Origin of the sequence: Streptomyces pacificus, from assembly GCF_011766325.1 — a bacterium.
GTDB lineage: Bacteria > Actinomycetota > Actinomycetes > Streptomycetales > Streptomycetaceae > Streptomyces > Streptomyces pacificus.
On the sequence record NZ_BLLG01000025.1, the window covers coordinates 42,716 to 66,874 of the forward strand.

Here is a 24,159-nt window from a genome sequence, read left to right on the forward strand (position 1 = left end):
GGCTGAGCCGTGCCGGAGGCTCGGCAGCTCCGGCGAGCCGCCACAGGAGATCGACCTCGGACCCACACAGACCGACCACGGAACCCCTTCGGGAGTGAGCAGGACATGGACACCCTCAACGACGTACTCAAGGCACTGGCCGCCGACATCGACGAGGTCGGGGACCTCGTGCATGGCATCGACGAGGCCGACTGGAGCAGGCCCACTCCGGCCCCCGGCTGGAGTGTCGCGGACCAGATCGCCCATCTGACCTTCATCTTCCGGCTCGCCAAGACGGCCGCCGCCGACCCGGACACCTTCAAGGGCGTCGCCGCCTCGGCCTCCCGGAACTTCGACGGAGCCGTCAACGCCGCCCTCGAGCAGTTCAACTGCTTCCCGCCGGGCGAACTGCTCGCCCGCTTCCGCGGCGAGGGCGACGCCTCCCTCGAGGCACTGGCCGCCGTCCCGGAGGACTCGGTGGTGCCCTGGCTGGTCAACCCGCTGCCGCCGGCCGTCCTCGCCTGCGCCGGAATCATGGAGCTGTTCGGCCACGGACAGGACATCGCCGACGCACTCGGGGTCCGCCGCGAGCCCACCGAGCGCCTCCGCCACCTGGCCCGATTCGCGGTCCTTACCCGCGACTTCGGATACCTCTCCCGTGGCCTGACCCCGCCGGAGGAGCCGTTCCGCTTCGAGCTCACCACCCCCGCCGGCGAGGTGCTCGCCTTCGGCCCCGAGGACGCCGCGCAGAAGATCACCGGCCCCGTTCACGACTTCTGCCTCCTGGTGACCCGGCGCCGTCACCGCGACGACCTCGCCCTGACCGCCTCCGGCGACGCGGCCGACCACTGGCTCGACATCGCCCAGGCCTACCGCGGTCCCGCCGGAGAGGGCCGGACCCCCGGACAGTTCGCCGACCCGTGCTGCGACTGACCCGTCCGCCGCACCGCCACCGGGCCGCCCGGCGGCCCCCGTGACCGGACGGACCCCCGCGTCGGCCCGCCGGCTCCGGCCGCCCGCGCAGAGCAGAAGCCCACCAGGAGAGACCGTGAGCCGCCCCGGACTGCGCAGTGTGACCGTGATCGGCTGCGGACTGATCGGGACCTCTCTCGCCCTGTGCCTCACCCGCGCCGGGATCGCCGTCCTTCTCGCCGACCCGGACCCCGGGGCGGTGGCGCCGGCCGTCGGCCGGGGAGCCGGCGTCCCGCTGGCGCCCGGCGCCCCGCCCGCCGACCTCGTCGTCGTCGCCACCCCGCCGTCCGCCGTCGTGGACGTGCTCTACGAGGCCCAGGCCCGCGGGCTGGGCCGCGCCTACACCGATGTGGCCGAAGTCAAGGGGCTGATCTGGGAGGAGGCAGTGCTGCGCGGCTGCGACGTGCGCGGGTACGTCCCCGGGCACCCGATGACCGCAGGGGGACCGTCCGGCCCGGCCGCCGCGGAGCCCGGCCTGTTCGCCGGCCGGCCCTGGATCCTGTGCCCGGGCCCTTCGGTGCCCCCCGAGGCGGTGGCCGCGGTGGAGGAACTCGTCACCCTGTGCGGCGCGGTCGCGCACACGATGCCGCCCGGGGCCCACGACGAGGCCGTCGCCACCGTCTGCCACACCCCGATGCTGGTGGCCCTCGCGCTCGCGGCCCAGCTCGCGGACACCGCCCCCGACGTCCTCGCCCTCGCGGGCGGGGGTCTGCGCGACACCGTGCGGACCACCGCCTCGGACACCCGCCTGTGGAGCGACGTCCTCACCCACAACGCCCCGGCCGTGGCCGCCGGGATGGAGCGCGTGGCCGCCGATCTCGCCCTGATGGCATCGGGTTTGAGGGACGGCGGCGACATCTGCTCCGTGTCCGTCGGCGGACTGCTCCTGCGGGGCCACCGAGGGCGGGCCGCCCTGCTCGAGTCGGCCGGGTCCCGCAACACAGGAGATGCCCGCCCGAGAGCGCGGGTGTGAAGCTGCCTGCGCACCCGCCCCGGTGGGCGGCCCGACGGGAGAGGGGAGAGCAGCGTATGAGCACCGATGTGGCGACGGCCGCCGAGACGGTGAGGAGGATCTGGACCGAGGTACTCGGAGACGCACCCGGGAACGGGGCCGGGGCCACCTTCTTCGAGTCCGGCGGCGAGTCCATCACCGCCACCCGCCTGGTGATCCGTATCGAGGAGGAGCTCGGCGCGGAGATCGAGGTCGGTGACATCTTCGAGGAGGACCCGACCCTCGAGTCCCTCGTCCGCCTGGTCGGGGCCCGTTCCGGCGGCAGCGAGGTGACGCCGTGACGACCGGTCTTCGACGGGTCGCGCCCGACAGCGGCCTCGACGAGGCCGTGGAGATCCTCGAGCGCGACGGAGCGCTGGTCGTCGAGGACCTCGCGGACGCCGGGACCCTCCGGGCACTGTGGGACGACCTGGGTCCCGCCCTCGAAGCCCGCGACTACAGCGGCGACTGGTACAACGGGACCCGCACCCGCCGGGTCTCCTCCGTCTTCGCCCGGACGAACCGGCTCACCCCGGTGGCGACGCACCCCCTGTTCCTGGGCGCCGCCCGCCGGATCATGCAACGGCCGGTCCATGTCTGGATCGGCCGGTCCCGCACCGCGCTCGTGCCGACCGTCCAGATCAGCGGAACCCAGGCGATCCAGATCCACCACGGCCAGGGCAGGCAGCCCCTGCACCGGGACGACGCGCTGCACCTGCGCCGCCACCCCGGCCCCACCAGCCGGGTGCAGCTGATGCTGGCCATGAGCGACTTCACCGCCGGCAACGGCGGCACCCTGGTGATCCCCGGCAGCCACCACTGGGACGACGAGCGCCCGCCGCGGGCCGAGGAGGCGATCCCCACCGAGATGCGGGCCGGTTCGGGCCTGGTCTGGCTCGGCGGGGTCTACCACGGCGGCGGCGCGAACACCACGGGCACCCCGCGTACGGGTCTCACCATCGCGCTCGACCTCGGCAACCTCCGCCAGGAGGAGAACCAGTACCTCGCGGTCCCCCGGGAGTCCGTCCTGGCCTACCCCGAGGAGGTGCGAAGGCTGCTCGGCTACGACCGCTGCCCGCCCGGCCTCGGCTGGTACGAGATGGACGACCCGTACGTCCTCCTCGATGGCGGCACCGGACCGCAGCCGGCCACCGTCCCGTAGCCCCCGGGCACACCGGCCGGCACGCACCGGCCGGCTCCTCCGAGCGGCCGGCCCCGACGCCCGTCCCGCCCGGACCCCACCACCGAAAACCTCTTCGCGGGAGAACCCATGTCGCTGCAATGCCCCGTCGCACACCCCCTCGACACCACGGGCCGGGACATCCACTCCGAGGCAGCGGGCCTGCGCGCCCGAGGGCCCGCCGTGCGGGTGGAGCTCCCCGGCGGCGTCCACGCCTGGTCGGTCAACGACTACGCCACCGTGCGCAGGATCCTGACGGACCCGAAGGTCACCAAGAGCGCCCGCAACCACTGGCCTGACTTCATCGAGGGCCGCGTCCGCCCCGACTGGGAGATGATCAGCTGGGTGGCCATGGACAACATGGTCACCGCCTACGGCAAGGACCACGTCCGGCTGCGCCGGCTCGTCGGCAAGGCCTTCACACCCCGCCGCACCCAGGCCGTCCGCCCGCTGATCGAGCAGCTCACCAACGGGCTGCTCGACGCGCTCGAGGCCGCCGAGCCCGGTGAGGTCGTCGATCTGCGCGAGCGCTTCGCCTATCCGCTGCCGGCCATGCTCGTCGCCGAGCTGATCGGCATGTCCGAGGAGGCGCGCACCGCCACCGCCGAGGTGATCGACATGATGGTGGACACCACCGTCACCCCGGAGCAGGCCCGGGCGGTCCTGCACAACTGGCGCGGCGCCATGGAGGAGCTGGTCGCCCGCAAGCGCGCCGACCCCGGCGAGGACATCACCAGCGACCTGATCGCGGCCCGCGACGAGGACGGCTCCCGGCTGTCGGAGGCCGAGCTGTGCGACACCATCTTCGCCATCCTCGGCGCCGGCTCGGAGACCACCATCAACTTCTTCGACAACGCCATCACCGCCCTGCTCACCCACCCCGGGCAGCTCGAACTCGTCCGGTCCGGCCGCGCCTCGTGGGACGACGTGATCGACGAGACGCTGCGCGTGGAGTCGCCGCTGGCGCACCTGCCGCTGCGGTACGCCGTCGAGGACATCGAGCTGGACGGGGTGACGATCCCCAAGGGCGACCCGATCCTCGTCAACTACAGCGGCGTCGGCCGCGACCCTGAGCTGCACGGTGACACCGCCGGCGACTTCGACCTCACCCGCGCCGACAAGGAGCACCTGTCGTTCGGCCACGGCCCCCACTACTGCCTGGGTGCCGGCGTCGCCCGCCTGGTGGCCACCGTGGGCCTGTCCACCCTGTTCGAGCGCTTCCCCGACCTGTCCCTCGCGGTGCCGGCCGACGAGTTGCAGCCGCTGCCCACGTTCATCATGAACGGCCACCGCGCGCTGCCCGTGCGCCTGACCGCCCCCGTGCCGGCCGGCGCCCGCTGACCCCGGGCACGAGGAAGAGCGGCGCCCCCCGGGTCCGGAAGCGGGGACGCCGCTCTTCGCGTGTGCCGCGCGTGTGCCGCGGCGGCGCCGGGCCGGTGGGGCGCCGCCGCGGACGGATCAGGCGCTGTCGCGCGGGCTGTTCTGGTACGCGGCGAGCCGCCAGGCACCGTCCTGCCTGGCGGCCACCCAGGTGGCGCGTATGGCACGTTCGTCGGCGACGGCGGACTCGCCCGGGGCCAGCACACCGCCCTCGGTGATCACGAGGGCCACGTCCTCACCGAGGAACTTCAGCGCCAGCGGCGTGCCTGTGACCTGCGTGCCCTTGTACGGGCCCTGGAAGGCCCCGGACATGAAGGCCTCGATGTCCGGGCGCCCGCTGCGGTGGACGCCGGGCAGGATCATCGTGCCGTCGGCGGTGAAGACCTGGGCGAAGGCCGCCGCGTCGTGCGCGGCCCAGGCCTCGACGATGCGGCCGGGCAGTGCGGCGACGGCCGCCCTGTCCTCGGCGGAGACGGCGGCGCCGGGCGCGGCCGATGGTGCTGCGGTCATGCTGCTCCCCTTCTTGTGCGTTGGGCCGGTCGGTTCAGACGTAGAGCGTGTTGGGTTCGAGGCCGCACAGGACCCGCCCGTACAGCTCGGTGTTGGTGTCGGGGTGCATCAGGGCGTGCAGGCTGACGGCCTGGACGTCCCGGGCGATGCGCTGGATCGCGACGTCGCTGTAGACGGAGGAGCCGCCGCTCGCCGAGGCGAGGATGTCCACGGCCTCCTTGGCCAGCCGGATCACGGCGCCCATGTCGGCGCGGGCACGCGCCCGCTCCTCCAGGGTCCAGTGCGTGTCCCGCGCGGACTTGGCGTCGACGAGGTCCGCGAGGCGGTGGGCGTGGAACTCGGCCTGATCGATCTTGAGTGCGGCGTTCGCGACCTGGTGGTGGGTGAGCGGGGCCTCGGCCTGGCTCGCGTAGTCCGTGTAGGTGATCCTGCGGTCGGGCAGCCGCTCCAGGAACGCCTCCTTGGCGGCGCGCGCCATGCCGAGTACCGCGCCGACCGAAGACGCCGAGGCGACCGGCAGCAGCGGAGCGCGGTGGATCGCGGACTCGGCGTTCGCCCGCGACGCGCCGCCCCGGCCCTGCATGACGACGCCGAGCGGCAGGACCCGGTCGGCCGGGACGAAGACGTTCTCGGCGACCGTGCTGACGCTTCCCGTGCCTCTGAGGCCGGAGGTGTCCCAGTCGTCGACGATCCGCAGGTCCGCCAGCGGCACGAGGGCCATGACCGGCATCGGCTCGCTGTCCGGGGCGACCTGCACGGCGACGACGACCTGCCAGTGGGCGTGCAGCGCACCGCTGATGAAGCCCCACTTGCCGTCGACGACGATGCCGCCCTCGGCGGGGGCGGCCATCGCGCTCGGACTCAGGGTGCCGCAGATACGGACGTCGGGGGTGGAGAACACCTCGTCCTGGACGTGGTCCGGGAACAGGCCGGCCATCCAGGTGGGGATCCAGTACACCGAGGCGGTCCAGCCGGTGGAGCCGTCGGCGCGGCCGATCTCGGCCGCCACGTCGACGAGCGTGCGCGTGTCTGCCTCGTACCCGCCGAAACGGGCGGGCACCCGCATCCGGAAGATCCCGGCGTCCGCCAGGGCCTCGATCGAATCGTCGTGAACACGCCGGGTCCGCTCCGCCCAGGCCGCTTTCCCACGAAGCTGCGGCACGAGTTCGGACGCTCGACGAACAAGCTGTTCCCGCGTAGGAACATCGGTCGCCGTCAGCACCATATCCTCCCAAAGACGTCCTATCCCCGGACGCCGGAAAAAGCCGTCCGCGATACATGGCGACGACCCTCCCAGCCGGCTGTTGCGGCCTGCATCTTCAGGATTGCGGGATCGTCCGCGCGGTCCGTGCGACACCCGATGCCGCATCCTGGGAGAAGCCCTGACCGGCCCGGACTGCGACCATGAGGCGCGCAGCATGTCGTGGAAAGCCTCGTGGAAGAGGAAGAGGAAGAGGGAAGAAATCCGATGACCGATCGTCAGGATATCCCCGACGGCCCCGCCGAAGCGCGGCGTAAATCCCGCCCGCTGACCGGTGACGAATATATCGAGAGTCTGCGGGACGGCCGGGAGATATACCTCTACGGCGAACGGGTAAAGGATGTCACCTCCCATCCCGCGTTCAGGAATCCGATCCGCATGACGGCGCGGATGTACGACGCCCTGCACGATCCGGCCCAGCGCGGAATCCTCACCAAGCCGACCGACACCGGCAGCGACGGGTACACCCACAGCTTCTTCACCACCCCGCGCAGCTCCGCGGACCTGGTCGCCGACCAGAAGGCCATCGCGGCATGGGCGCGGCTCGGCTACGGCTGGATGGGGCGCAGCCCCGACTACAAGGCCTCGTTCCTCGGCACGCTGGGCGCCAACGCCGACTACTACGCCCCGTACGAGGAGAATGCCCGCCGCTGGTACCGGGAGTCGCAGGAGAAGGTCCTCTTCTGGAACCACGCCATCGTGCACCCCCCGGTCGACCGCGACCGGGCGCCGGACGAGGTGGAGGACGTCTTCATCCACGTCGAGAAGGAGACCGACGCCGGTCTGGTGGTCAGCGGCGCCAAGGTGGTGGCCACCGGCTCCGCCCTGTCCCACTACAACTTCATCGCCCACTTCGGCCTCCCGGTCAGGAAGCGGGAGTTCGCGCTGGTCGCCACCGTCCCCATGGACGCGCCGGGCATGAAGCTGATCTGCCGCCCGTCCTACACCGCCACCGCGGCGGCCATGGGCAGCCCGTTCGACTACCCGCTGTCGTCCCGGCTGGACGAGAACGACACCATCCTCGTCCTGGACAAGGTCCTCATCCCCTGGGAGAACGTCTTCGTCTACGGGCACCTGGGCAAGGTGCAGATGTTCCCCGGCCGGTCGGGTTTCGTGGAGCGCTTCACCTTCCACGGCTGCACCCGCCTCGCCGTGAAGCTGGAGTTCATCGCCGGTCTGCTGGTCAAGGCGCTGGAGATCACCGGGACCAAGGACTTCCGGGGCGTGCAGAGCCGCGTCGGCGAGGTGCTGGCCTGGCGCAACCTGTTCTGGGGGCTCTCGGACGCCGCCGCCCGCAACCCCGTCGAGTGGAAGAACGGGGCGCTGCTGCCCAATCCGCAGTACGGGATGGCCTACCGCTGGTTCATGCAGATCGGCTACCCGCGGATCAAGGAGATCGTGCAGCAGGACGTCGCCAGCGGCCTGATCTACGTCAACTCCGGCGCCGAGGACTTCAGGAACCCCGATGTGCGTCCCTACCTCGACAAGTTCCTCCGCGGCTCGGGCGGTGTGGAGGCCGTGGACCGGGTGAAGGTGATGAAGCTGCTGTGGGACGCGGTCGGCACCGAGTTCGGCGGCCGGCACGAACTGTACGAGCGCAACTACGCCGGCAACCACGAGAACTCCCGGGTGGAGCTGCTGCTCGCGCAGGTGACCTCCGGTCAGGTCGACGGGTACAAGGCCTTCGTCGACGAGTGCCTGTCCGAGTACGACCTGGACGGCTGGACCGTGCCGGATCTCGCCTCCTTCGACGAGTTGCGCTCCCGGGTCCGGGGCACCCTGGCGGACGGCTGAGCCCCCCGGGGGTCCGCCCGCGATCCCCGGGGGGAGCGCGGGCGGAAGGGGGCGGACGCGAGGTCTCAGGAGGCCAGCTCCAGCGGCGCGTCGGGGGCGGCGACCGTACGGGCCAGGACCTCGACGAACCCGGCGGCGAACTCCCGCATCGTCGCCTCCCGGAACAGGTTGGTGTTGAACCCAAGGTGGCCGAGCATCTCGCCGGAGCGGGGGTCGATGTCGAGCTGGAACATCACACCGTCCGGGATGTCGGTGGAGACGTCCTGCGACAGCAGGCGGCGGCGGATCTCGGAGATCCGCAGGTCGCCGGCCTCCTCGGCCTCCAGCGCCGGGAACTGGAACACCTGGAAGGCGACGACGCCGAGGTCGTCGGCGGCGAACGACGCGGCCGAGGCGGGGGCCTCGGCCACCACCTGGCCGAACGGCAGGAAGTTCCCGTACGCCTTCAGGCAGGTGGCCCGGGTGCGCTCCACCACCTCGCGGAAGGTGGCCGCCCCCGACAGGTCGGTGCGCAGCGGGACGAAGTTGAAGAACGCTCCGACGGTGTTCTCGAACCGGGCGGGGCCACGGCCCGAGGCCATCGTCGGTACGGCGACGTCGGTGGCGCCGACGCGCTCGTTGAGGAACACCTTGTAGGCGGCGAGCAGCACCATGAAGGCCGAGCCGCGGGTCTCCTTCGCCAGCGCCAGCGCAGCGGAGGTCAGCTCCGCGTCGACCAGGAAGCGGTGTACGGAGGTCTTCTTCGGCACGCCCGCGGACTTCCGGTGGTCGCTGGGAACACCGGTGATGGCCGCTCCGGCGAGCTGCTCGCGCCAGTAGGCGCGGGCCTTTACCTCCGCGGTGGGCGCGTATCGCTCCCGCTCCCAGGCGGCGAAGTCGCGAAACGGCGTCGCCTGCGGCAGCTGCCCGGTCTCGTGCCCGCGCCGCCGGGCGTACAGTACGCCGAGGTCGCGGATGACGAGTTGCATGGAGACCTCGTCGGCCGCCGTGTGGTGGACGACCAGGACCAGGACCGCGTCGTCCTCGTCGAACCGGCCCAGCACCGCGTGCAGCAGGGGCAGTTCGGTGACGCCGTACCGTCCGCCCTCCAGCTCGATGAGCAGCTCCTCGGCCCGGCGGTCGCGCAGGGCGGGGTCCGGCTCGGGGATCTCCCGGACGGTCAGGGACACCGGCGTGGGCGGGTGGATCTCCTGGCGCTGCTCGCCCGGGGTGCGCACGACGGTCGTGCGCAGCGCCTCGTGACGGGCCACGACGTCGTTCAGTGCCTCCTGGAGCGCTTCGGTGTCGGTCTTCCCGGTGAGCCGCCAGCCGCCGACGATGTTGTAGAGCGGCCCGAAGGGGCCCTCCTCGTCGCCCTGGTCGAACATGCAGAGGAATTCTTGGTTGAAGGAGAGCGGAATACTCATGGGTTCGTCCCAGGTCTCGTGGGGGCGGGCGTCGCTTCCGGCGGGGCGCCCCCGGGGCGCCCCGCCGGAAGCGACCGGGTCGAAGGAGCGCGGGGCTCAGGCCAGCACGGCGCCGGTCTGCTCGGCGGCCCCGAGGAACTCGCCGCGGGAGAGGGCGGCGGCCACCAGTTCGATGTCGTCGGACATGTAGCGGTCGCGGTCGAGCGTGGGCACCAGCGACCGGATCGTGTCGTAGGTCGCGCGGCCGGTCGGGCCGAGCGCATCGCGGCGCCCGGAGAGGTCGACGGCCTGGGCGGCGGCGAGGAACTCGACGGCGAGGATGCGGGTGTTGTTGGACAGCACCCGGCGGGCGTTGCGGGCGGCGATCAGGCCCATGCTGACCACGTCCTGGTTGTCGCCGTTGGACGGGACGGACTGGGTGGAGGCGGGGCCGATCGTGCGGTTCTCGGCGACCAGGGCGGTGGCCGGGTACTGGGCGCCGGCGAATCCGCTGCTGAGCCCGGGGTCGCCGGCGACGAGGAACTCGGGCAGGCCGTCGCTGAGGTGACGGTTGAGCAGGCGGTTGGTGCGCCGCTCGGAGAACACGCCGAGCTGGGTGAGGGCGAGGACGACGAAGTCCATCGCGAAGGCGATCGGCTGGCCGTGGAAGTTCGCGCCGTGGAAGACCTCCTCGCCGTCGAAGAACAGCGGGTTGTCGTTGGCGGAGTTCAGCTCGGTCCGCAGCTTCTCCGCGGCGTGGTAGAGCGTGTCGCGGACCGCGCCGACCACCTGCGGGATGGCGCGCAGCGTGTACGCCTTCTGCAGGTAGACCTCGGTGCGCGAGACGTCCCCGCCGCCGCGCTGCTCCTCGGCCTGGTGGCGCAGCTCCGCGTGGTCGAGGACCAGGCCGCTGCCGGCCAGCAGCGCGCGCATGTTGGCCGCGGTGTCGATCTGGCCCCGGTGCGGGCGGGCGATGTCGTGGCCCTCGGCCTGGAAGGGGCTGGTCGACCCGCGCAGCACCTCCAGGACGAGCGCGGTGCCGATCTCGGCCTGGCGCACCTGCTCCAGGGCGCGGCCCACGACCAGGGAGCCGAGGCCGGTCATGGCCGAGGTGCCGTTGATGAGCGCGAGGCCCTCCTTGAAGCGCAGTTGCAGCGGCTCGATGCCCTCCTCGCGCAGCACCTGGCCGGTCGGCACCCGCTTGCCGTCCCGGAGGACGTACCCCTCGCCGATCAGGGTGCTCGCGATGTGCGAGAGCGGGGCCAGGTCGCCGCTGGCGCCCAGTGAGCCGATCTCCGGGATGGCCGGGGTGATGCCCCGGTTCAGGTAGAGGGCCAGGCGCTCCAGCAGTTCGGGCCGGACCGCGGAGTAGCCCTTGGAGAGGGCGTTGAGGCGGGCGGCGACGACGGCGCGGGCCTCGTCCTGGGCGAAGAGCGGGCCGACGCCGGAGCTGTGGCTGCGCACCAGGTTGGTCTGGAGCTCGACCTCCTTGGAGGGGTCGACCAGCATGTAGATCATCTCGCCGTAGCCGGTGGTGACACCGTAGACCGGGGTGCCGTCATGGATGATCTTCTCGAACTGGGCGCGGCTCCGTGCGGCCTTGGCCAGGGCCTTTGGAGCCACGGAGACCGGGGCCAGGTCCTCGGCGACCCGGCGCACCGCCGGGATGTCAAGGTTCTCGCCGTCGAAGCTGACGCTCGACCCGTCCGAGTCGACTGAGAAGCCGGTTTCGAGCATGGTCACGATATTCACCCCATCATGGATTGGATACGTATACGGGTGGGAAGCCGGCGCACGGCGGGCGCCGGAGGCGCTCAGCGCGGGGCCTGGGCGAGGTCCGCCAGCGCACGGCGGTCGACCTTTCCGCCGTTGTTGTGGGGCAGGCGCGCGAGCGTCACGAACGACACCGGAGGCAGGGCCCCGCCGAACCAGCCGCGCAGCGCGGCGCGCCAGGCGCCCGAGGCACCTGCCGGATCGCCGTCCCCTCCGCCGCTCGGCACCACGTACGCCACCAGCCGCTCCACCAGCCCGTCCGCTGCCGTACGGGCGACCACCGCGCACGCGGCCACCGACGGGTCGGAGCCGAGCGCGGCCTCGATGTCGGTCAGCTCCAGCCGGGTACCGCGGATCTTGACCCGGGAGTCCTCCCGGCCCCGGAACTCCAGCAGGCCGTCCCAGCGCCTGCGCCCCAGGTCCCCGCCGCGGTAGCAGGCTCTGCCGACGAGACCGGACCCGGCGGGGCCGGCCACGGGACGGAAGGCCTCGTCGGGCCGCTCGGCACCGACGTAGCCGGGGGTGACGTACGGGCCGCACACCACGAGGCGGCCGGTGACACCCGTGGGGCAGGGCCGGTCGTGCTCGTCGAGGACCACCACCTGACGGCCCGGGATCGGACGCCCGACCGGGACGAAGCCGTCGCCGGCCGCCCCGTCCACCTCGTGCCAGGTGGCCAGAACGGTCTCGGTGGCGCCGTAGAGGTTGACCAGCCGGGCGCCGGGCAGCGCGGCGCGCAGGGCATCGGCGAGCTCCCCGTGCAGCGCCTCGCCCGCGAGCAGGAGGTGGCTCAGCGAGGAGAGCCGTGCGCCCGTGGTGTCGAGTGCGGCGAGCAGTTCCCGGGCGAAGCTCGGCACCGTCTGGAAGTGGGTGATCCGCTCCGACTCCAGCCAGCCGGCCAGCTTCTCCGGGTGGGCCCGCAGCCGGTCCGGGACCGGGCAGAGGGCGGCGCCCGTGGTCAGCGCCGCGAACAGCTCGACCAGCGAGGCGTCGTAGCCGGGCTGGGCCCACTGCGCCACGCGGGACCCGGGCCCGACGCCGAAGGCGCCGGTGAACCAGTCGACGAACTGGGCGAGGGTCCGGTGCGTCTGCGGGATGCCCTTGGGTACGCCGGTCGAGCCGGACGTGTAGGCGATGTAGGCCCACCGGTCGGCCGCGGAGCCGGAGAGGCCCGGCGCGGGCGGCGCGCTCGCGCCGCCCGCGCCGGGCAGGGCCCGGGCGGGGGAGACCGGGCCGGTCGGGAAGTCCTTCGGGAGCGGGGCCGCGGAGCCGGGGGAGGCACCGAGGCCGGGCCGGGGGAGCGCGTCCAGGTCGAGGACGCGGCCGCCGAGTTCGACGCGGTACCAGGTCGGCAGCGGCGCGTTCGCCTGCTCCCCGGCCACCACCAGGCAGTGCGGGCGCAGCCCGGCGAGGACGGCCTTGGCGCGCTCCCCCGAGTCCCGGGCGGCGAGGCCCACCGCGTGGGCGCCCGCGCCGAGGACACCGAGCAGCGCCGCGGCCTGGCCGGGGCCGTTGGGCAGCCGGAGCGCCACCGGCGCGCCCTCGCCGATGCCGAGCGCGCGCAGCGCGTGAGTGATCCCTGCGGCCCGGGCGGTCAACTCGGCGTAGCTGACGGTGTCCCTGCCGTGCCCGGTGTCCAGGGCGGGTGCGGCGGGCGAGGCCAGGGCCACGGCACGCACCCGCTCGTGCACGGGCGGCCCGCCGTCGGGGCCGGGCCCCGGCTCCGGCGCTCCCGGCTGCGGCGCTCCCGAGCCGCGCGCTCCCGGCTGCGGCGTCGGCTTCGTACCGGTGAGGTCCGCCTCGCACACGGCCGAGCGGAGCTGCTGGGGCGTCTCCAGGGGGAGGCCGGCCACCGGTGCGCCGGGGTCGCCCAGCGCCGCGTCCAGGAGGGTGCGGAACTGGCCGAGCAGACCGGGGGCGGCCGCGGAGTCGAAGGGAGCGGTCCGGTACTCCAGTGAGCCCGTGAGGCGGGGCGCGCCGTCGTCCACCGTGAGGGTGAGGTCCGTGTCGGGCAGGGCACCGCAGGACCGCAGCCGCCGAACCCGGGCACCGGGCAGCCGGAGCACGGGTTCGACCGGGCCTTCCACGGCGAACGCAGCGTCCACGGGGGCGTCCGGGGCCGGTTCGCGGGCCGCCACGGAGACCTGCCGTACCAGTTCACGGAAGGACGGGCCGCCGGACAGGCCGGCGCGGGACAGGCCGTCGCCTCGTTCGACCGGGGTACGGGACAGGCCGGCGCGGGACAGGTCGGCGCGGACCGCCGTCCGGCCGCCGCCCGTCCCGCGCACGGCCACGACGGGCCGCCTCGTGTCGCGGTGGCGCCCGATGAGGCAGCAGTACGCCGCCAGCAGGACGTCAGCAGGGGCGGCCCCCTCGGAGGCGGCCAGCGCCCCGACGGCCCGGGCCTGCCCCGTACCCCAGTCGAACGAGGCGAGGGCCGGGTCGCCTCCGGCCCCGGCCCGGGCCCCGACAGCGGCCGCGTAGGCGGCGCCGAGGCCGTCGACGAGGGAGGCGAGCCGGCGGCCGTCGGCCGTGAACGCCCGGTTCGCGGCCAGCAGTACGAGGTGTCCGCCATCGGCGGCCCGCGCAACGGTCAGGCGCGCGGCCGGGCCGTGTCCGGCGGGGAAGAAGAGGCACGAGGGGTCGGCGCACAGCCGTTCGGCGGCCTGCCACGGGCCGGGGTCCGTGACATCGCCGAGTTCCGTGATCCGGCGCTGCGCGCCGCCCGGCCCGGCGCCGTCGTCGCCGCCGTCCCCGATGCGGTCCCGCGTGGCGACCCCGTGCCAGGCGGCGCGCAGCGCCGGCAGGTCGAGGCCGCCGGTCACGGCGTACGCACGGACCACCTGGGCCGTCTCGGTCACGCCCGCTCCCTTCGTCGCAGTCCGGGTGCGGATCAGTTCGTGGAGACGAGTTCGTCGTCGCGGGACGGTGGGGACGCCTGGCGCCCCGAGGAGGCCGCCGCTTCCGGGCGGTGGGCGGTCGCGCCCCTCGTGCCGCCGCCGAGCCGGTCCGTGATCGCGCCGCGCACCACGTTCCACAGCACGCGGGCCAGGAACGCCGGGCGCATCATGGCGTCGGGCTTGTCGACGAGTCCGGCGCCCCGCATGTACGCGGCGGTGACCTTGCCGTCGTGGACGGCCGCGGTCTGCACCAGCTTCAGGAAGGTCTGTGCCGCCTTGACCTGCCTGGTGCGCTCGCCCTGGACCCCGGGGAAGGTGAGGTCGACGGCGTTGGTCATCTCCCACGGCGGGTCGATGACCTCGGTGGCGAGATCGCGGAAGTACTGCGCGGGGATCGGGGCCGCGCCGGTGTGCAGGTGGTCGCGCAGGGTCAGGGCGCCGAGCGCGGCGGCCGTCATGCCCTGGGCGTAGACCGGGTTGAAGGTGGTGACCGCGTCGCCGGTGACCAGCAGGCCCAGCGGGAAGCGGTCCATGTCCTCGTAGCGGCGGCGCAGCGTCGTCGGGAAGCGGAAGGCGACCGGTTCGTCCAGCGGCACGGCATGCTGCAGCGCGTCGTGGATGTCCGGCACCGCCAGTGACTTCACCCAGGCGTACAGGCCCTCCTGGTCGGTCGGCGGGTGGTCGCCGAGCAGGCCGTACGTGGTCAGCTCCACCCGGTCGCCGTCGGTCTTGGTGAAGATGGCGCCGCGGGGCAGCGCGGGCGAGGCCACCGGGTTGATGGACAGATCGCCGTCGTACGGGTCACCCAGCAGCCTGTAGTGCTGGGTGACGTAGGCGAGGCCGATCTTCTTGCGCTCCTCGACCACCCGCGGGTAGCCGAGTTCCTCCAGCCATACGGGGGTGCGTGAGCCGCGGCCGGTCGCGTCTACCACGAGGTCGGCCTCGACGACCTCCTCGCCGCCCTCCCCGAGCAGGCTCTGGACGCGGACGCCGGTGACCCGGCCGCGGTCCGGGGTCGTCACCAGGCCCAGGATGTCGTGCTGTTCGCGGAAGGAGACCGCAGGCAGCGCGGCGGTGCGCCGGCGGATGTGCTTCTCCAGCATGGGGCGGCTCGCGGCCACACAGGTCAGGCCCGCGACCGCGGGCTTCAGGCGCCGGCCGTTGAAGTACCAGCGCACATGGCCGGCGAGGTCTCCGGTGGGGACGCCGTCCGCGAAGATCTCCTCGGTGATGCCCGGGTACATCTCCTCCATGGCGAGCTGGCCGCGGGCCAGCAGGCCGTTGATGTGCCGGCTCTGGGGGCAGTGCTTGCGCGGCCCTTCCACCCCGACCAGGACGTCTCGGTCCACGATGAGTACGTCGTCATAGGCATCGGCGAGCACTCTGGCCGCGAACAGGCCGGCGATGCTTCCGCCGAGTACCACCGCGCGAGTACCGGTCTTGTCGCCCGACACGGGTACCTCCTCGAAATTCCCCGGTATGGGGTGGAATTCTGGTCTGGTATGCCATCAGGTGATCGGCTCCCCAGGAGCCGATCGTCGCGCCCCGGCTCACCGCGGCGCATCTCCTGGCGTGCTGCCCCCGGCCGCCGCGCCGTGCGGGCGGGCGGCCCAAAGGCTCAGTGGCCGCCCTCCGCTCCTGCACCGAAACGGGCGCGCGTGAGCTCGCGGTTGGCGGCGGTGAACAGGAAGACGGCGATTCCGGCATGGCTCTGCTGCATGGACATGTCGCGCCAGATCCTCTCCATGCGCTCGCCTTCGCGGACGGCACTGGAACCGGCGGTCGGGAAGAGGTACCTCTCGACCGCGCGCCAGCTCATCCGCACCGCCTCACGGCAGACCCCGGCGACCCGCAGCTCGTGCTCGGCGGTGACGTCGCCCCGGGCGGCGAACTCGTCCCACAGCCGGATCGCACCCAGCAGACCGGCCTCCGCCGAGTGCACCAGGCCGGCCGCCTCGCCGTACCAGTACTGGAAGTCCGGATCCTCGAAGCGGGCGACGACGGGCGGGAACAGCGTCTGCCGCGACCTCATCAGCTCCTCGTACGCGTCGAGAGCCCCCCTGGCCATGCCGACGGCGAGCGCCGCGTCCTCCAGGATCATGAAGCTCAGCGGTCCGCCCCCGTACATCGGGTTGCCGTGCAGGGTGCGCCCCGGGGTGCCGCCCGCGACATTCACCTGGCTCAGGTGGGTGTCCAGGGTGAGATGGTCCGGGACCAGCGCGTTCTCGATCCGGAGGCCGTGCGAGCCGCTGCCCCGCAGGCCGAGCTGCGCGCCCCAGTCGTCGAGCCGGGTGAACGTCTCGCGCGGGGCGACGAACAGCAGCGGGCGTACGCCGCCGTCCCCGTCGTCCACCAGGGTGTGGCCCAGGAAGTGCGTGGCGTACGGCGACCCGGAGCAGTAGCGCCAGGTGCCCTCGATCAGCCACCGCCCGTCGGCCGTGCGCCGTCCCGTCCCGTTCGGGGCCACCGTCGAGGGGCACAGGAAGTCGCCGCAGGCGAAGACCTCCGCCTGGGCCCGCTCGTCGAACAGGGTGGCCACCGCGTGCGCGTGGGCGGCGCCCAGGCAGTACATCCAGCCCGTCGAGGGGCAGCCCCGGGAAAGGGCGACCACCACCCGCATGAAGGTCTCGACGCCGAACTCGTAACCCCCGTAGCGCCGCGGGACGAGGATCCGGTACAGGCCCGCCGCGCGGAACGCCTCATGGGTGTCCTCGGCGTAGAAGCCGCGCTGCTCCGTCTCGGCCTGACGGCCGATCAGCCCGCGGGCGAGCTCCTCGGCCCGGGCCACGACCTCGTCCGGGGTCAGTCCGGGCTCGGGTACCGGGACGGCGGTACGTTCGGAAGCACTCGCGGTGACGGTCATTGCTGCGCGGTTTCCTTCGCCTTGGAATGAAGCCGCACCGCGGCACAGGGCGCCCCGCCCATGTCGCGCCGCGCCGCGACCCTGGCCCACGGCCATGGCGCGCAGCGTCGCACCAGCCCGCCGGTGCGGGCATCTCCTCGATTGCGCAGCGCCGGAGGCTGCGCTGGACGCGGTGCGGTCGCGGTGCCGGGATGCTGCGCTGGACGCGGTGCCGGATGTGCCCCGGAGGCAATGCCGGTCGCGGCGCACGGACGCAGGACGGGGCACCCGCGCGTGCGCCGCGTGCCCGCGTCCGGAGGGGCACGACCGCACGCGGGAAGATGCGGCCCGCGACCGGGCGGTGCGATCGTCGGACCGCCCGGTCCGTCGTGCCGGCCGCGACGGATCCGCCACCCGACGACCTGGAGTCCCGTTGAGAACCGCGCACCGCACCTGCCCCCTCTGCGACGCCGTCTGCGGACTGCGGATCGAGCTCGACGACGACCGCGTCACCGGCGTCCGCGGCGACCCCGACGACCCGTTCTCCCAGGGCTACGTCTGCCCCAAGGGCGCCAGCCTGGGCCGGATCGACGAGGACCCCGACCGGCTGCGCACGCCGATGATCCGCACCGGCGACCAGTGGCGCGAGGCCACCTGGGACGAGGCGTTCCGAGCCGTCGAGAAGGGCCTGACGGGCGTCTTCGAGAAGCACGGCCGCCAGTCCGTCGCCGCCTACTTCGGCAACCCGACCTTCCACACCATGGGCGGCATCTTCTACCGCGGGCCGCTCTCGCAGTCCCTGGGCACCACCAATCTCTACAGCGCCGGCACCATCGACCAGATGCCCAAGCACGTCTCCTGCGGCCTGATGTTCGGCAACGCCATGGCGATCTCCGTGCCCGACCTGGACCGCACCGACCACCTCCTGGTCATCGGCGCCAACCCGGCCGAGTCGCATGGCTCGCTGTGCGCCGCCCCCGACTTTCCCGGCCGGCTGAAGGCGATCCGGGCGCGCGGCGGCCGGATCGTCGTCCTCGACCCGCGCCGCACCCGCACCGCCGACCTCGCCGACGAGCATGTCTTCGTCCGGCCCGGCACCGACGCCCTGCTGCTGTTCGCCCTCGTCCACACGCTGTTCGCGGAGGACCTCACCACCGTACGCGTCGAGACCGAAGGGCTCGGGGAGCTGCGGGCGCACGCCGCCCCCTTCACCCCCGACGCGGTGTCCGCCGCGACCGGGGTGCCCGCCGCGACCATCGTCCGGCTCGCCCGCGAACTCGCCTCCGCGCCCACCGCCGCCGTCTACACCCGCATGGGCACCAGCACCGCCGACTTCGGCACCCTCACCCAGTACCTGGTGGACGTGCTCAACACCCTCACCGGCAACCTCGACCGTCCCGGCGGCGTCATGTTCACCCGCCCCGCCACCCTCGAGGTGCCCTGGGGCCCGCGCCCCTTCACCTCGGGCCGCTGGCACAGCCGGGTGCGGCAACTGCCGGAGGCCCTCGGGGAACTGCCCGTCGCGACCCTCGCCGACGAGATGGAGACCCCAGGCGAGGGGCAGGTCAGGGCGCTGATCTGCGTGGCCGGGAACCTCGTCCTGTCCGCGCCCAACGGCCCCCGTCTGGGACGGGCCCTCGACGGCCTGGACTTCATGGTCTGCGTCGACCCGTACCTGAACGAGACCACCCGGCGCGCCCACGTCATCCTGCCGCCACCGCGCATGATGCAGATGCCGCACTACGACCTGCTGCTGCTCACCGTCACCGTGCGCAACTACACCCGGTTCTCGCCACCGGTCCTCCCGCTCGAGCCCGGGCAGCTCTCCGAGGCGGAGATCATGGCCCGGCTCTGCCTGATCGCCGCCGGCCGGGGCGCCGACGCCGACCCCGCCGCGGTCGACGAGATGGTGCTCGGCGAGCTCCTCGGCGCCGGGGCCCAGATCCCCGGCTCCCCCTTCGAGGGCATGGAGGCCGCCGAGGCCCGCGCCCTGCTCGACGGCGACAGCGGCCCCGAACTGATGCTCGACGCGATGCTGCGCCTCGGCCCGTACGGGCTCTCCCTCGCCGAACTGCGGGAGCACCCCCACGGGATCGACCTCGGCCCGCTCAAGCCGCGGCTGAAGGAGGTGCTCGGCACGGAGTCGGGACTCGTCCGGCTCGCCCCCGCCGAGCTGGGCGGGGAGATCGGCCGGCTGCGCAAGCGGCTCGCCGCCCCGGCCCCGCCGATGGTCCTCATCGGCAGGCGCCAGCTCCGCTCCAACAACAGCTGGCTGCACAACATCCCGTCGCTGATGGGCGGCAGCAACCGGTGCACGCTGCACATCCACCCCGACGACCTGGCCCGGCTCGGTCTGGACACCCACGCGAGGGTCGTCTCCGCCACCGGCGACCTGGTCGTGCCCGTCGAGCCCGACGACCGCATCATGCCGGGCGTCGTCAGCCTGCCCCACGGCTGGGGACACGCCGGGTCGGCGCAGCGCACCGCCTCGCTTCACCCGGGCGTGAACGCCAACGCCCTCACCGACGACTCCGCGACCGACGCGCTGTCCGGCAACGCCGTCTTCAACGGTGCCCCGGTCACGGTCGCCCCCGCCCCGGCTCCCGCCGGCACCGGCAGGGCCGCCCCGCATCGGGTCCCGCTCCCGGTCGTCGCGGCCTGACGCCGTTCCCCCGCCCCGCCCCCCGACTGGAGGACCCATGCATCCCGCCCAGGACGACGCCGTCGTCATCGAGGCATGGCTGTCCGAGTTCCCGTTCCCCGACTTCCTGGAGCCGGTCAGGGAACGCGCCCGGGAGTTCGAGAAGGCACACCCCGGCCACCGGATCGATATCCGCGGCTTCTCCTACCAGGAACTCCCCGACGCGATCGCCCGGGCGGCGGCCGAGGGCCGGGCCCCCGCGATCGCCACCTACTACGCCGGAGCCTCGCAGCTGGCGCGCGACGCCCGCGCCCGGGACGGCAGCCCGCTCTTCGTCTCCGTGGAGAAGGCCGTCGCCGGACGTGCGGAGATCCTCGGCGAGGCGGTCGTCCTCGACGACTTCCTGCCGGGCGTACGCGAGTACTACACCGTCGACGGCGACTTCGCGACGATGCCGCTGACCCTCTCGACCATGCTGCTGTACGCCAACACCACAGTGCTGCGCCGCGCCGGGGTCGCCGCCGCGCCCCGGACCTGGGAGGACACCACGGCCGCGTGCGAGGCCGTTGCCCGCCTCGCCGGCGGCCCCCGGCACGGCATCGCCTGGCCCGTCGACGGCAAGTTCCTGCAGCACGCGGTCGCCCAGCAGGGCGCCCTGCTCGCGGACGCGGGCAACGGGCGGCACGGCCGGGCCACCCGCATCGACCTGGCCTCCGACGCGGTGAAGGCGTACGTGGACTGGTGGCGCGGCCTGCACCGGGCCGGGCACTACCTGCACACCGGCGTGCAGGAGGACTGGGCCGGCACCTTCAGGGCCTTCGCCGACCAGGAGGTGGCCCTGCGGCTGAGCTCGTCCTTCGACGCCAACTACATGGTGCGGGCGGCGGCCGCCGCCGGCTTCGACATCGAGGTCGGCGTCCTGCCCCGCAACGGTGCTCTGCCCTGCGCCGGCAACTGGATCGGCGGGGACTCGCTGTGGCTCGCGGACGGCCTCGACGCGGCGACCCGGGACGGCGCGCTGGCGTTCATGCAGTACCTGAACAGCCCCCGCGCGGCGGCCGCCTGGCACCAGGCCAGCGGCTCCGCCCCGGCGACGTACGGATGCATCGCCCTGCTGGAGGAGGAGGGCTGGTTCGACGCGCACCCGCACCACCGGGCCACGAGCGAGCAGCTCGGATTGCGCGCCGGCCCGCCCGAGGCGCACGGCGCGGTGCTGGGCGCGTTCCATGCGGTGCAGATCGTGTTCATGGCCGCGATGGAGGAGATCCTGACCGAGGGCGCCGACCCGGACGCCCGCCTCGCCCGGGCCACCGCCGAAGCCCAGGGGCACCTCGACGCGTACAACGCCTACGCGCTCGGGACCGGCCCGGAGACCCCCGACTGCCTCACGGTCCGCATCTGACCGGCGCGGCGTCGTCGGGAACGGGACGGATCTCACGGGGTTGCCGGACGGCGTGATCGCGGTGGAACTGGATGAGAACCTCGGGGTGCCAAGTGGCCGCAACGTCGCTTGGCAGCGCCTGCGCGAGTTCGGTGACGTGGACGTGCTCGTGGACCTGGACGACGACGGGCTCCTGATCGACACAGGCGTGTTCCGGCGGATCGCGGACCTGTACTGGGCGGACCCCCATTTGGGCATCCTCAGTTTCCGGATCGCGGACGAGACCGGCACAACCCAGCGGCGCCACGTGCCCCGCCTGCGGGCCAAAAATCCGATGCGGCCAGGTCCTGTGACGACGTTCCTGGGCGGCGGGCACGCACTGTCGATGCCTATGCTGGAGCAAACCGGTGGCTGGCCGGACGCGTTCTTCTTCACACATGAGGAGACCGATTTGGCCTGGCGTGCAATCGACCGGGACTGGGATGTCCTCTACGAGCCGCGACTCGTTCTCCAGCACCCGAAGACCTCGCCGGCCCGGCACACCATCTACCACCGGATGACGGCACGGAACCGGGTGTGGCTTGCCAAGCGGCATCTGCCTGCGCCTCTCGTGCCGGTCTACCTCGGGGTGTGGGTGGTGCTGACCGTGGTCCGTGCGAAGTCCCTGGCGGGATTGCGAGCGTCGTTCGGCGGGTTCGCCGAGGGCATCCGGACCAGCGGGGGCCCTCGGCGTCCCATCAGGTGGTGGACGGTGTGGCGGATGTCCCGACTGGGCAGACCGCCGGTCGTCTAAGCCGCCGTGGACTCCCGCAGCCAGCCGGGGGCGGCGGCCGGGGTGTCCCTCAGCCAGTTGACGTAGCGGGCCACCCCCTGGGCGACGGTGACCTTCGGCTTGCAGCCCAGGATGTTCTCCATCCGGCGGGTGGCCGCGTACCCGCCGAGCGGATCGCCGGCGGGCAGTGGGGTGTCCAAGAAGCCCGTGTTCGGGTAGTGCTCACGGACCAGTTCCGCGACCTGGCGGACGCTGGTCGGGATGCCGGTCCCGATGTTCACGGTCTCGGTGTGGGCACGCGGGCTGACCAGGGCCCGCAGTGTGCCCTCGGCGATGTCGTCCACGTGCACCATGTCCCGCATCTGTCGGCCACCTCCATTGAGGTGCAGGGGAAGCCCCAGATGAGCGCGGGCGGCGAACCAGGCGACCACCCAGGAGTGCGAGTTCGGCTTGACAGTCTGCGGTTCGCCGTAGACGGAGAAGTACCGGACGATCGCGTACGAGGTGCCTACCTGGCCGAGGATGAGAGAGGTCTGCTCCTCGCCCCATGCCTTGGTGTTCCCGTAGACCGACACTGGCCGACGGCGGGTGAACTCGTGGAACTGCGGCGGGATGCGGCCGAGCACCGACTCCAGCAACTGCCGCATGGTCAGCAGCTCGGGAGTGTCGGTCTCCTCCGGGTTGCCGTCGCCGTAGACACTCGCGGAGGAGACGAACACCATGCGCCGGATACGGTCCGTTGCGGCAACAGCGTCCAGGACACTCTGGGTGCCGGCGATGTTGGTGTCGATGGCGGCCAGCGGTTCACGGGTGCACGCAGCCACGTCCGCTAGAGCGGCAGCGTGGATCACGTAGTCCGAGTCGGAGACGAGCTTGCGGACCAGCGCCGTGTCCCGGATATCGCCCAGGACCACATCGGGGTCCGACACGTGGACCCCGAACAAGTCGGCGTATACGCGCTCGGGGTAGGCGCTCATGGTGCACAGAGTGACGGGGCGGGCGCCCAGAACCCGGAGCTGGGCGACGATCCGGGAACCGATGAGGCCCGCGCCGCCGGTCACCAGCACGGTGCTGCCGGCCAGGGCGGAGAGGTCTGAGGGGTGGTGCACGATGCCTCCAGAAGCTGGTTCGGGTGGAACTCGTGACGGTTCGGGCGGCCAACTCGTCGGCCGCGGGTCGAGGGGCTGGTTTTGCGGGCCCCAGGGGGCGGACAGTGGATGCCGCTTCGGTGTCCGAGGCTGAGGCGGCGACAGCCGCGTGTGGGACATCAAGCCCGGGGGCGGAGCGTTTCTACAGGCGACCCTCGTCAGGGGTCGGCGTCGTGGGTGCTGAGCGCGGGGTCCACGGTCAGGCCGTGGACGGTGTCGTGCTCGCCGTGGGTGAGCAGGCCGAGCAGGGTGGGCCTGGTTGCGGCCCCGAGCGTCCAACACCCACGACAGGAGGAGGGGCTCCAGGGGGTCGGACAGGGCGGGGGCTCACAGGCCCTGTGCCCCGGCGTCGAGCCCCCTCTGCCGCCGGTCGATGGCTTGGGCGAGCTGGATGCTGAGGAGTTCCACTCGGCCTGGCTCCACCCTCATGACTGTGGGGAGGCGGGTTCCGCCGCGGAAATGGACCTCTACCGGCATCAGCATCTCGTCGCGGGTGCCGTCGTAGCGCAGGTCCCGGGCGATCGGCGCGATGTGGGAGATGAACGGCAAGGTATCGGTGGCGACTTCATCGGCTGCGGCGCGGTGTGACATCTCCCCGTCCGTAGGCGGCGGTAGGGCCTCGCGGACGCTGGAGTTGTGGGCGGGCGTCGTGGCCATCGTTGCTGTCCTTTCGCCGGGCAGGCGCAGATCGGCCCTGATCAGGGCCGATCTGCGCCAATCGAGATTGGAGTGGGTGATGTTCAGTCAACGGCGGTTCGTGATTCGAGGACAGGGCCCACGATGTAGTCCTGCGTAATCCCGCGTAATCCAGGTGGGGAGGGTGACAGGGTGCCGAGGAATCCGGTCGTCGCGGAATTGATCAGTCAGGCGTGCGAGACGAGGGGCTGGGGGCCCTCCGAGCTTGCCCGTGCTCTCGGTATGGCTGAGAGTGGTGATCCCCGCCGCTTACAACGCCAGCACGCTCGCCGCTGGATGACCGGCGAGCGGAGCCCGGAGCACTGGTGGCCGTACATCGCCCAGGTCCTCAACCTGGACCCGGAGTTGATCAACCTTCCCGAGACCGGGCCGGGTGAACTCCTCACGGATACCGTGGCATCAGTCCTATGCCTGGGAAGGAGCGATGGTGCGCCGTGGAAAGCGCATGTTGATCGTGTGGAGGTGAGAGACCTTCGCCTCTGGGCTGTCGCAGCAGCCCAGTGAAGCTGGGGGCAGCCTGATCCGGGAGGTGCCGGGGAGGGCGGTAAGCAGCC

General features: G+C 72.7%; 17 protein-coding genes and 1 pseudogene. 9 read left to right on the forward strand and 9 right to left on the reverse strand.

The features are described 5' to 3' along the window. The first annotated feature begins 105 nt into the window (after positions 1-105). The 5 genes from SCWH03_RS26420 (at position 106) to SCWH03_RS26440 (ending at position 4,463) form a co-directional block, all read left to right on the forward strand. Positions 106-912, forward strand: coding sequence for a TIGR03084 family metal-binding protein (locus SCWH03_RS26420; protein ID WP_173267133.1), 807 nt, complete (start codon positions 106-108; stop codon positions 910-912). A gap of 115 nt (positions 913-1,027) precedes the next feature. Next, a complete protein-coding gene (locus SCWH03_RS26425; protein ID WP_173267136.1) occupies positions 1,028-1,924 on the forward strand; it encodes a prephenate dehydrogenase/arogenate dehydrogenase family protein in 897 nt (298 codons plus the stop codon). Between the two features lie 56 nt (positions 1,925-1,980). After that, positions 1,981-2,244, forward strand: coding sequence for an acyl carrier protein (locus tag SCWH03_RS26430; RefSeq protein WP_173267139.1), 264 nt, complete (start codon positions 1,981-1,983; stop codon positions 2,242-2,244). Continuing rightward, positions 2,241-3,104, forward strand: a complete 864-nt coding sequence (locus SCWH03_RS26435; RefSeq protein ID WP_173267141.1) for a phytanoyl-CoA dioxygenase family protein — start codon at positions 2,241-2,243, stop codon at positions 3,102-3,104. The genes SCWH03_RS26430 and SCWH03_RS26435 overlap by 4 nt, the downstream gene beginning before the upstream one ends. A 108-nt stretch (positions 3,105-3,212) precedes the next feature. Further along, entirely contained in the window at positions 3,213-4,463 is a 1,251-nt protein-coding gene (locus SCWH03_RS26440; RefSeq protein WP_173267143.1) for a cytochrome P450 family protein, read from the forward strand. Between the two features lie 117 nt (positions 4,464-4,580). Here SCWH03_RS26440 and SCWH03_RS26445 read toward each other — a convergent pair whose 3' ends face one another. Next, positions 4,581-5,012, reverse strand: a complete 432-nt coding sequence (locus SCWH03_RS26445) for an SgcJ/EcaC family oxidoreductase (protein WP_173267144.1) — start codon at positions 5,010-5,012, stop codon at positions 4,581-4,583. 34 nt (positions 5,013-5,046) lie between these two features. Then, positions 5,047-6,231: an acyl-CoA dehydrogenase family protein gene (locus SCWH03_RS26450; protein WP_308788890.1), complete on the reverse strand. Its 1,185-nt coding sequence runs from the start codon at positions 6,229-6,231 to the stop codon at positions 5,047-5,049. Positions 6,232-6,480: 249 nt separating this feature from the next. Between SCWH03_RS26450 and SCWH03_RS26455 the strand changes: the two genes are divergently transcribed. Beyond that, a complete protein-coding gene (locus tag SCWH03_RS26455) occupies positions 6,481-8,067 on the forward strand; it encodes a 4-hydroxyphenylacetate 3-hydroxylase family protein (protein ID WP_173267148.1) in 1,587 nt (528 codons plus the stop codon). A 65-nt stretch (positions 8,068-8,132) separates the two neighbouring features. On the opposite strand, the gene SCWH03_RS26460 is transcribed toward SCWH03_RS26455, so the two are convergent. From SCWH03_RS26460 to SCWH03_RS26480, 5 genes are all read right to left on the reverse strand, one after another. Next, on the reverse strand, positions 8,133-9,473 hold the full coding sequence (locus tag SCWH03_RS26460) for a condensation domain-containing protein (RefSeq protein ID WP_173267150.1): 1,341 nt from the start codon (positions 9,471-9,473) through the stop codon (positions 8,133-8,135). A gap of 96 nt (positions 9,474-9,569) precedes the next feature. Then, positions 9,570-11,189, reverse strand: a complete 1,620-nt coding sequence (cmdF, locus tag SCWH03_RS26465) for a tyrosine 2,3-aminomutase (protein ID WP_173267178.1) — start codon at positions 11,187-11,189, stop codon at positions 9,570-9,572. A 77-nt stretch (positions 11,190-11,266) separates the two neighbouring features. Further along, positions 11,267-14,086, reverse strand: coding sequence for an AMP-binding protein (locus tag SCWH03_RS26470; RefSeq protein ID WP_173267152.1), 2,820 nt, complete (start codon positions 14,084-14,086; stop codon positions 11,267-11,269). Positions 14,087-14,118: 32 nt separating this feature from the next. Next, positions 14,119-15,579 carry an FAD-dependent oxidoreductase gene (locus tag SCWH03_RS26475; protein ID WP_216854806.1) on the reverse strand — a complete coding sequence of 487 codons (1,461 nt, stop codon included), beginning with the start codon at positions 15,577-15,579 and terminating at the stop codon, positions 14,119-14,121. A 164-nt stretch (positions 15,580-15,743) separates the two neighbouring features. Continuing rightward, positions 15,744-16,988 (reverse strand): acyl-CoA dehydrogenase family protein, encoded by a 1,245-nt coding sequence (locus tag SCWH03_RS26480; protein ID WP_173267154.1) that lies wholly within the window; start codon positions 16,986-16,988, stop codon positions 15,744-15,746. Between the two features lie 412 nt (positions 16,989-17,400). On the opposite strand from SCWH03_RS26480, the gene SCWH03_RS26485 reads away from it, so the two are divergent. From SCWH03_RS26485 to SCWH03_RS26495, 3 genes and pseudogenes are all read left to right on the forward strand, one after another. After that, a complete protein-coding gene (locus tag SCWH03_RS26485; RefSeq protein WP_254077044.1) occupies positions 17,401-19,629 on the forward strand; it encodes a molybdopterin-dependent oxidoreductase in 2,229 nt (742 codons plus the stop codon). A 37-nt stretch (positions 19,630-19,666) separates the two neighbouring features. Continuing rightward, a complete protein-coding gene (locus tag SCWH03_RS26490) occupies positions 19,667-21,010 on the forward strand; it encodes an extracellular solute-binding protein (protein ID WP_173267160.1) in 1,344 nt (447 codons plus the stop codon). Between the two features lie 10 nt (positions 21,011-21,020). Next, positions 21,021-21,782: pseudogene (locus tag SCWH03_RS26495) on the forward strand (glycosyltransferase family 2 protein); the annotation flags it as partial. Here the strand turns inward: SCWH03_RS26495 and SCWH03_RS26500 are convergent. Both SCWH03_RS26500 and SCWH03_RS26505 read right to left on the reverse strand, forming a co-directional pair. After that, positions 21,779-22,870 carry an NAD-dependent epimerase/dehydratase family protein gene (locus tag SCWH03_RS26500; RefSeq protein ID WP_173267163.1) on the reverse strand — a complete coding sequence of 364 codons (1,092 nt, stop codon included), beginning with the start codon at positions 22,868-22,870 and terminating at the stop codon, positions 21,779-21,781. The pseudogene SCWH03_RS26495 and the gene SCWH03_RS26500 overlap by 4 nt on opposite strands. A gap of 366 nt (positions 22,871-23,236) precedes the next feature. Continuing rightward, positions 23,237-23,566, reverse strand: a complete 330-nt coding sequence (locus SCWH03_RS26505; protein ID WP_173267165.1) for a hypothetical protein — start codon at positions 23,564-23,566, stop codon at positions 23,237-23,239. Positions 23,567-24,159 lie beyond the last annotated feature (593 nt).

Coding starts and splice junctions, on each gene's coding strand:
- SCWH03_RS26420 (WP_173267133.1), top strand. CDS start 106: ATGGACACCCTCAACGACGTACTCAAGGCACTGGCCGCCGACATCGAC.
- SCWH03_RS26430 (WP_173267139.1), top strand. CDS start 1,981: ATGAGCACCGATGTGGCGACGGCCGCCGAGACGGTGAGGAGGATCTGG.
- SCWH03_RS26440 (WP_173267143.1), top strand. CDS start 3,213: ATGTCGCTGCAATGCCCCGTCGCACACCCCCTCGACACCACGGGCCGG.
- SCWH03_RS26445 (WP_173267144.1), bottom strand. CDS start 5,012: ATGACCGCAGCACCATCGGCCGCGCCCGGCGCCGCCGTCTCCGCCGAG.
- SCWH03_RS26455 (WP_173267148.1), top strand. CDS start 6,481: ATGACCGATCGTCAGGATATCCCCGACGGCCCCGCCGAAGCGCGGCGT.
- SCWH03_RS26460 (WP_173267150.1), bottom strand. CDS start 9,473: ATGAGTATTCCGCTCTCCTTCAACCAAGAATTCCTCTGCATGTTCGAC.
- cmdF (WP_173267178.1), bottom strand. CDS start 11,189: ATGCTCGAAACCGGCTTCTCAGTCGACTCGGACGGGTCGAGCGTCAGC.
- SCWH03_RS26480 (WP_173267154.1), bottom strand. CDS start 16,988: ATGACCGTCACCGCGAGTGCTTCCGAACGTACCGCCGTCCCGGTACCC.
- SCWH03_RS26490 (WP_173267160.1), top strand. CDS start 19,667: ATGCATCCCGCCCAGGACGACGCCGTCGTCATCGAGGCATGGCTGTCC.
- SCWH03_RS26505 (WP_173267165.1), bottom strand. CDS start 23,566: ATGGCCACGACGCCCGCCCACAACTCCAGCGTCCGCGAGGCCCTACCG.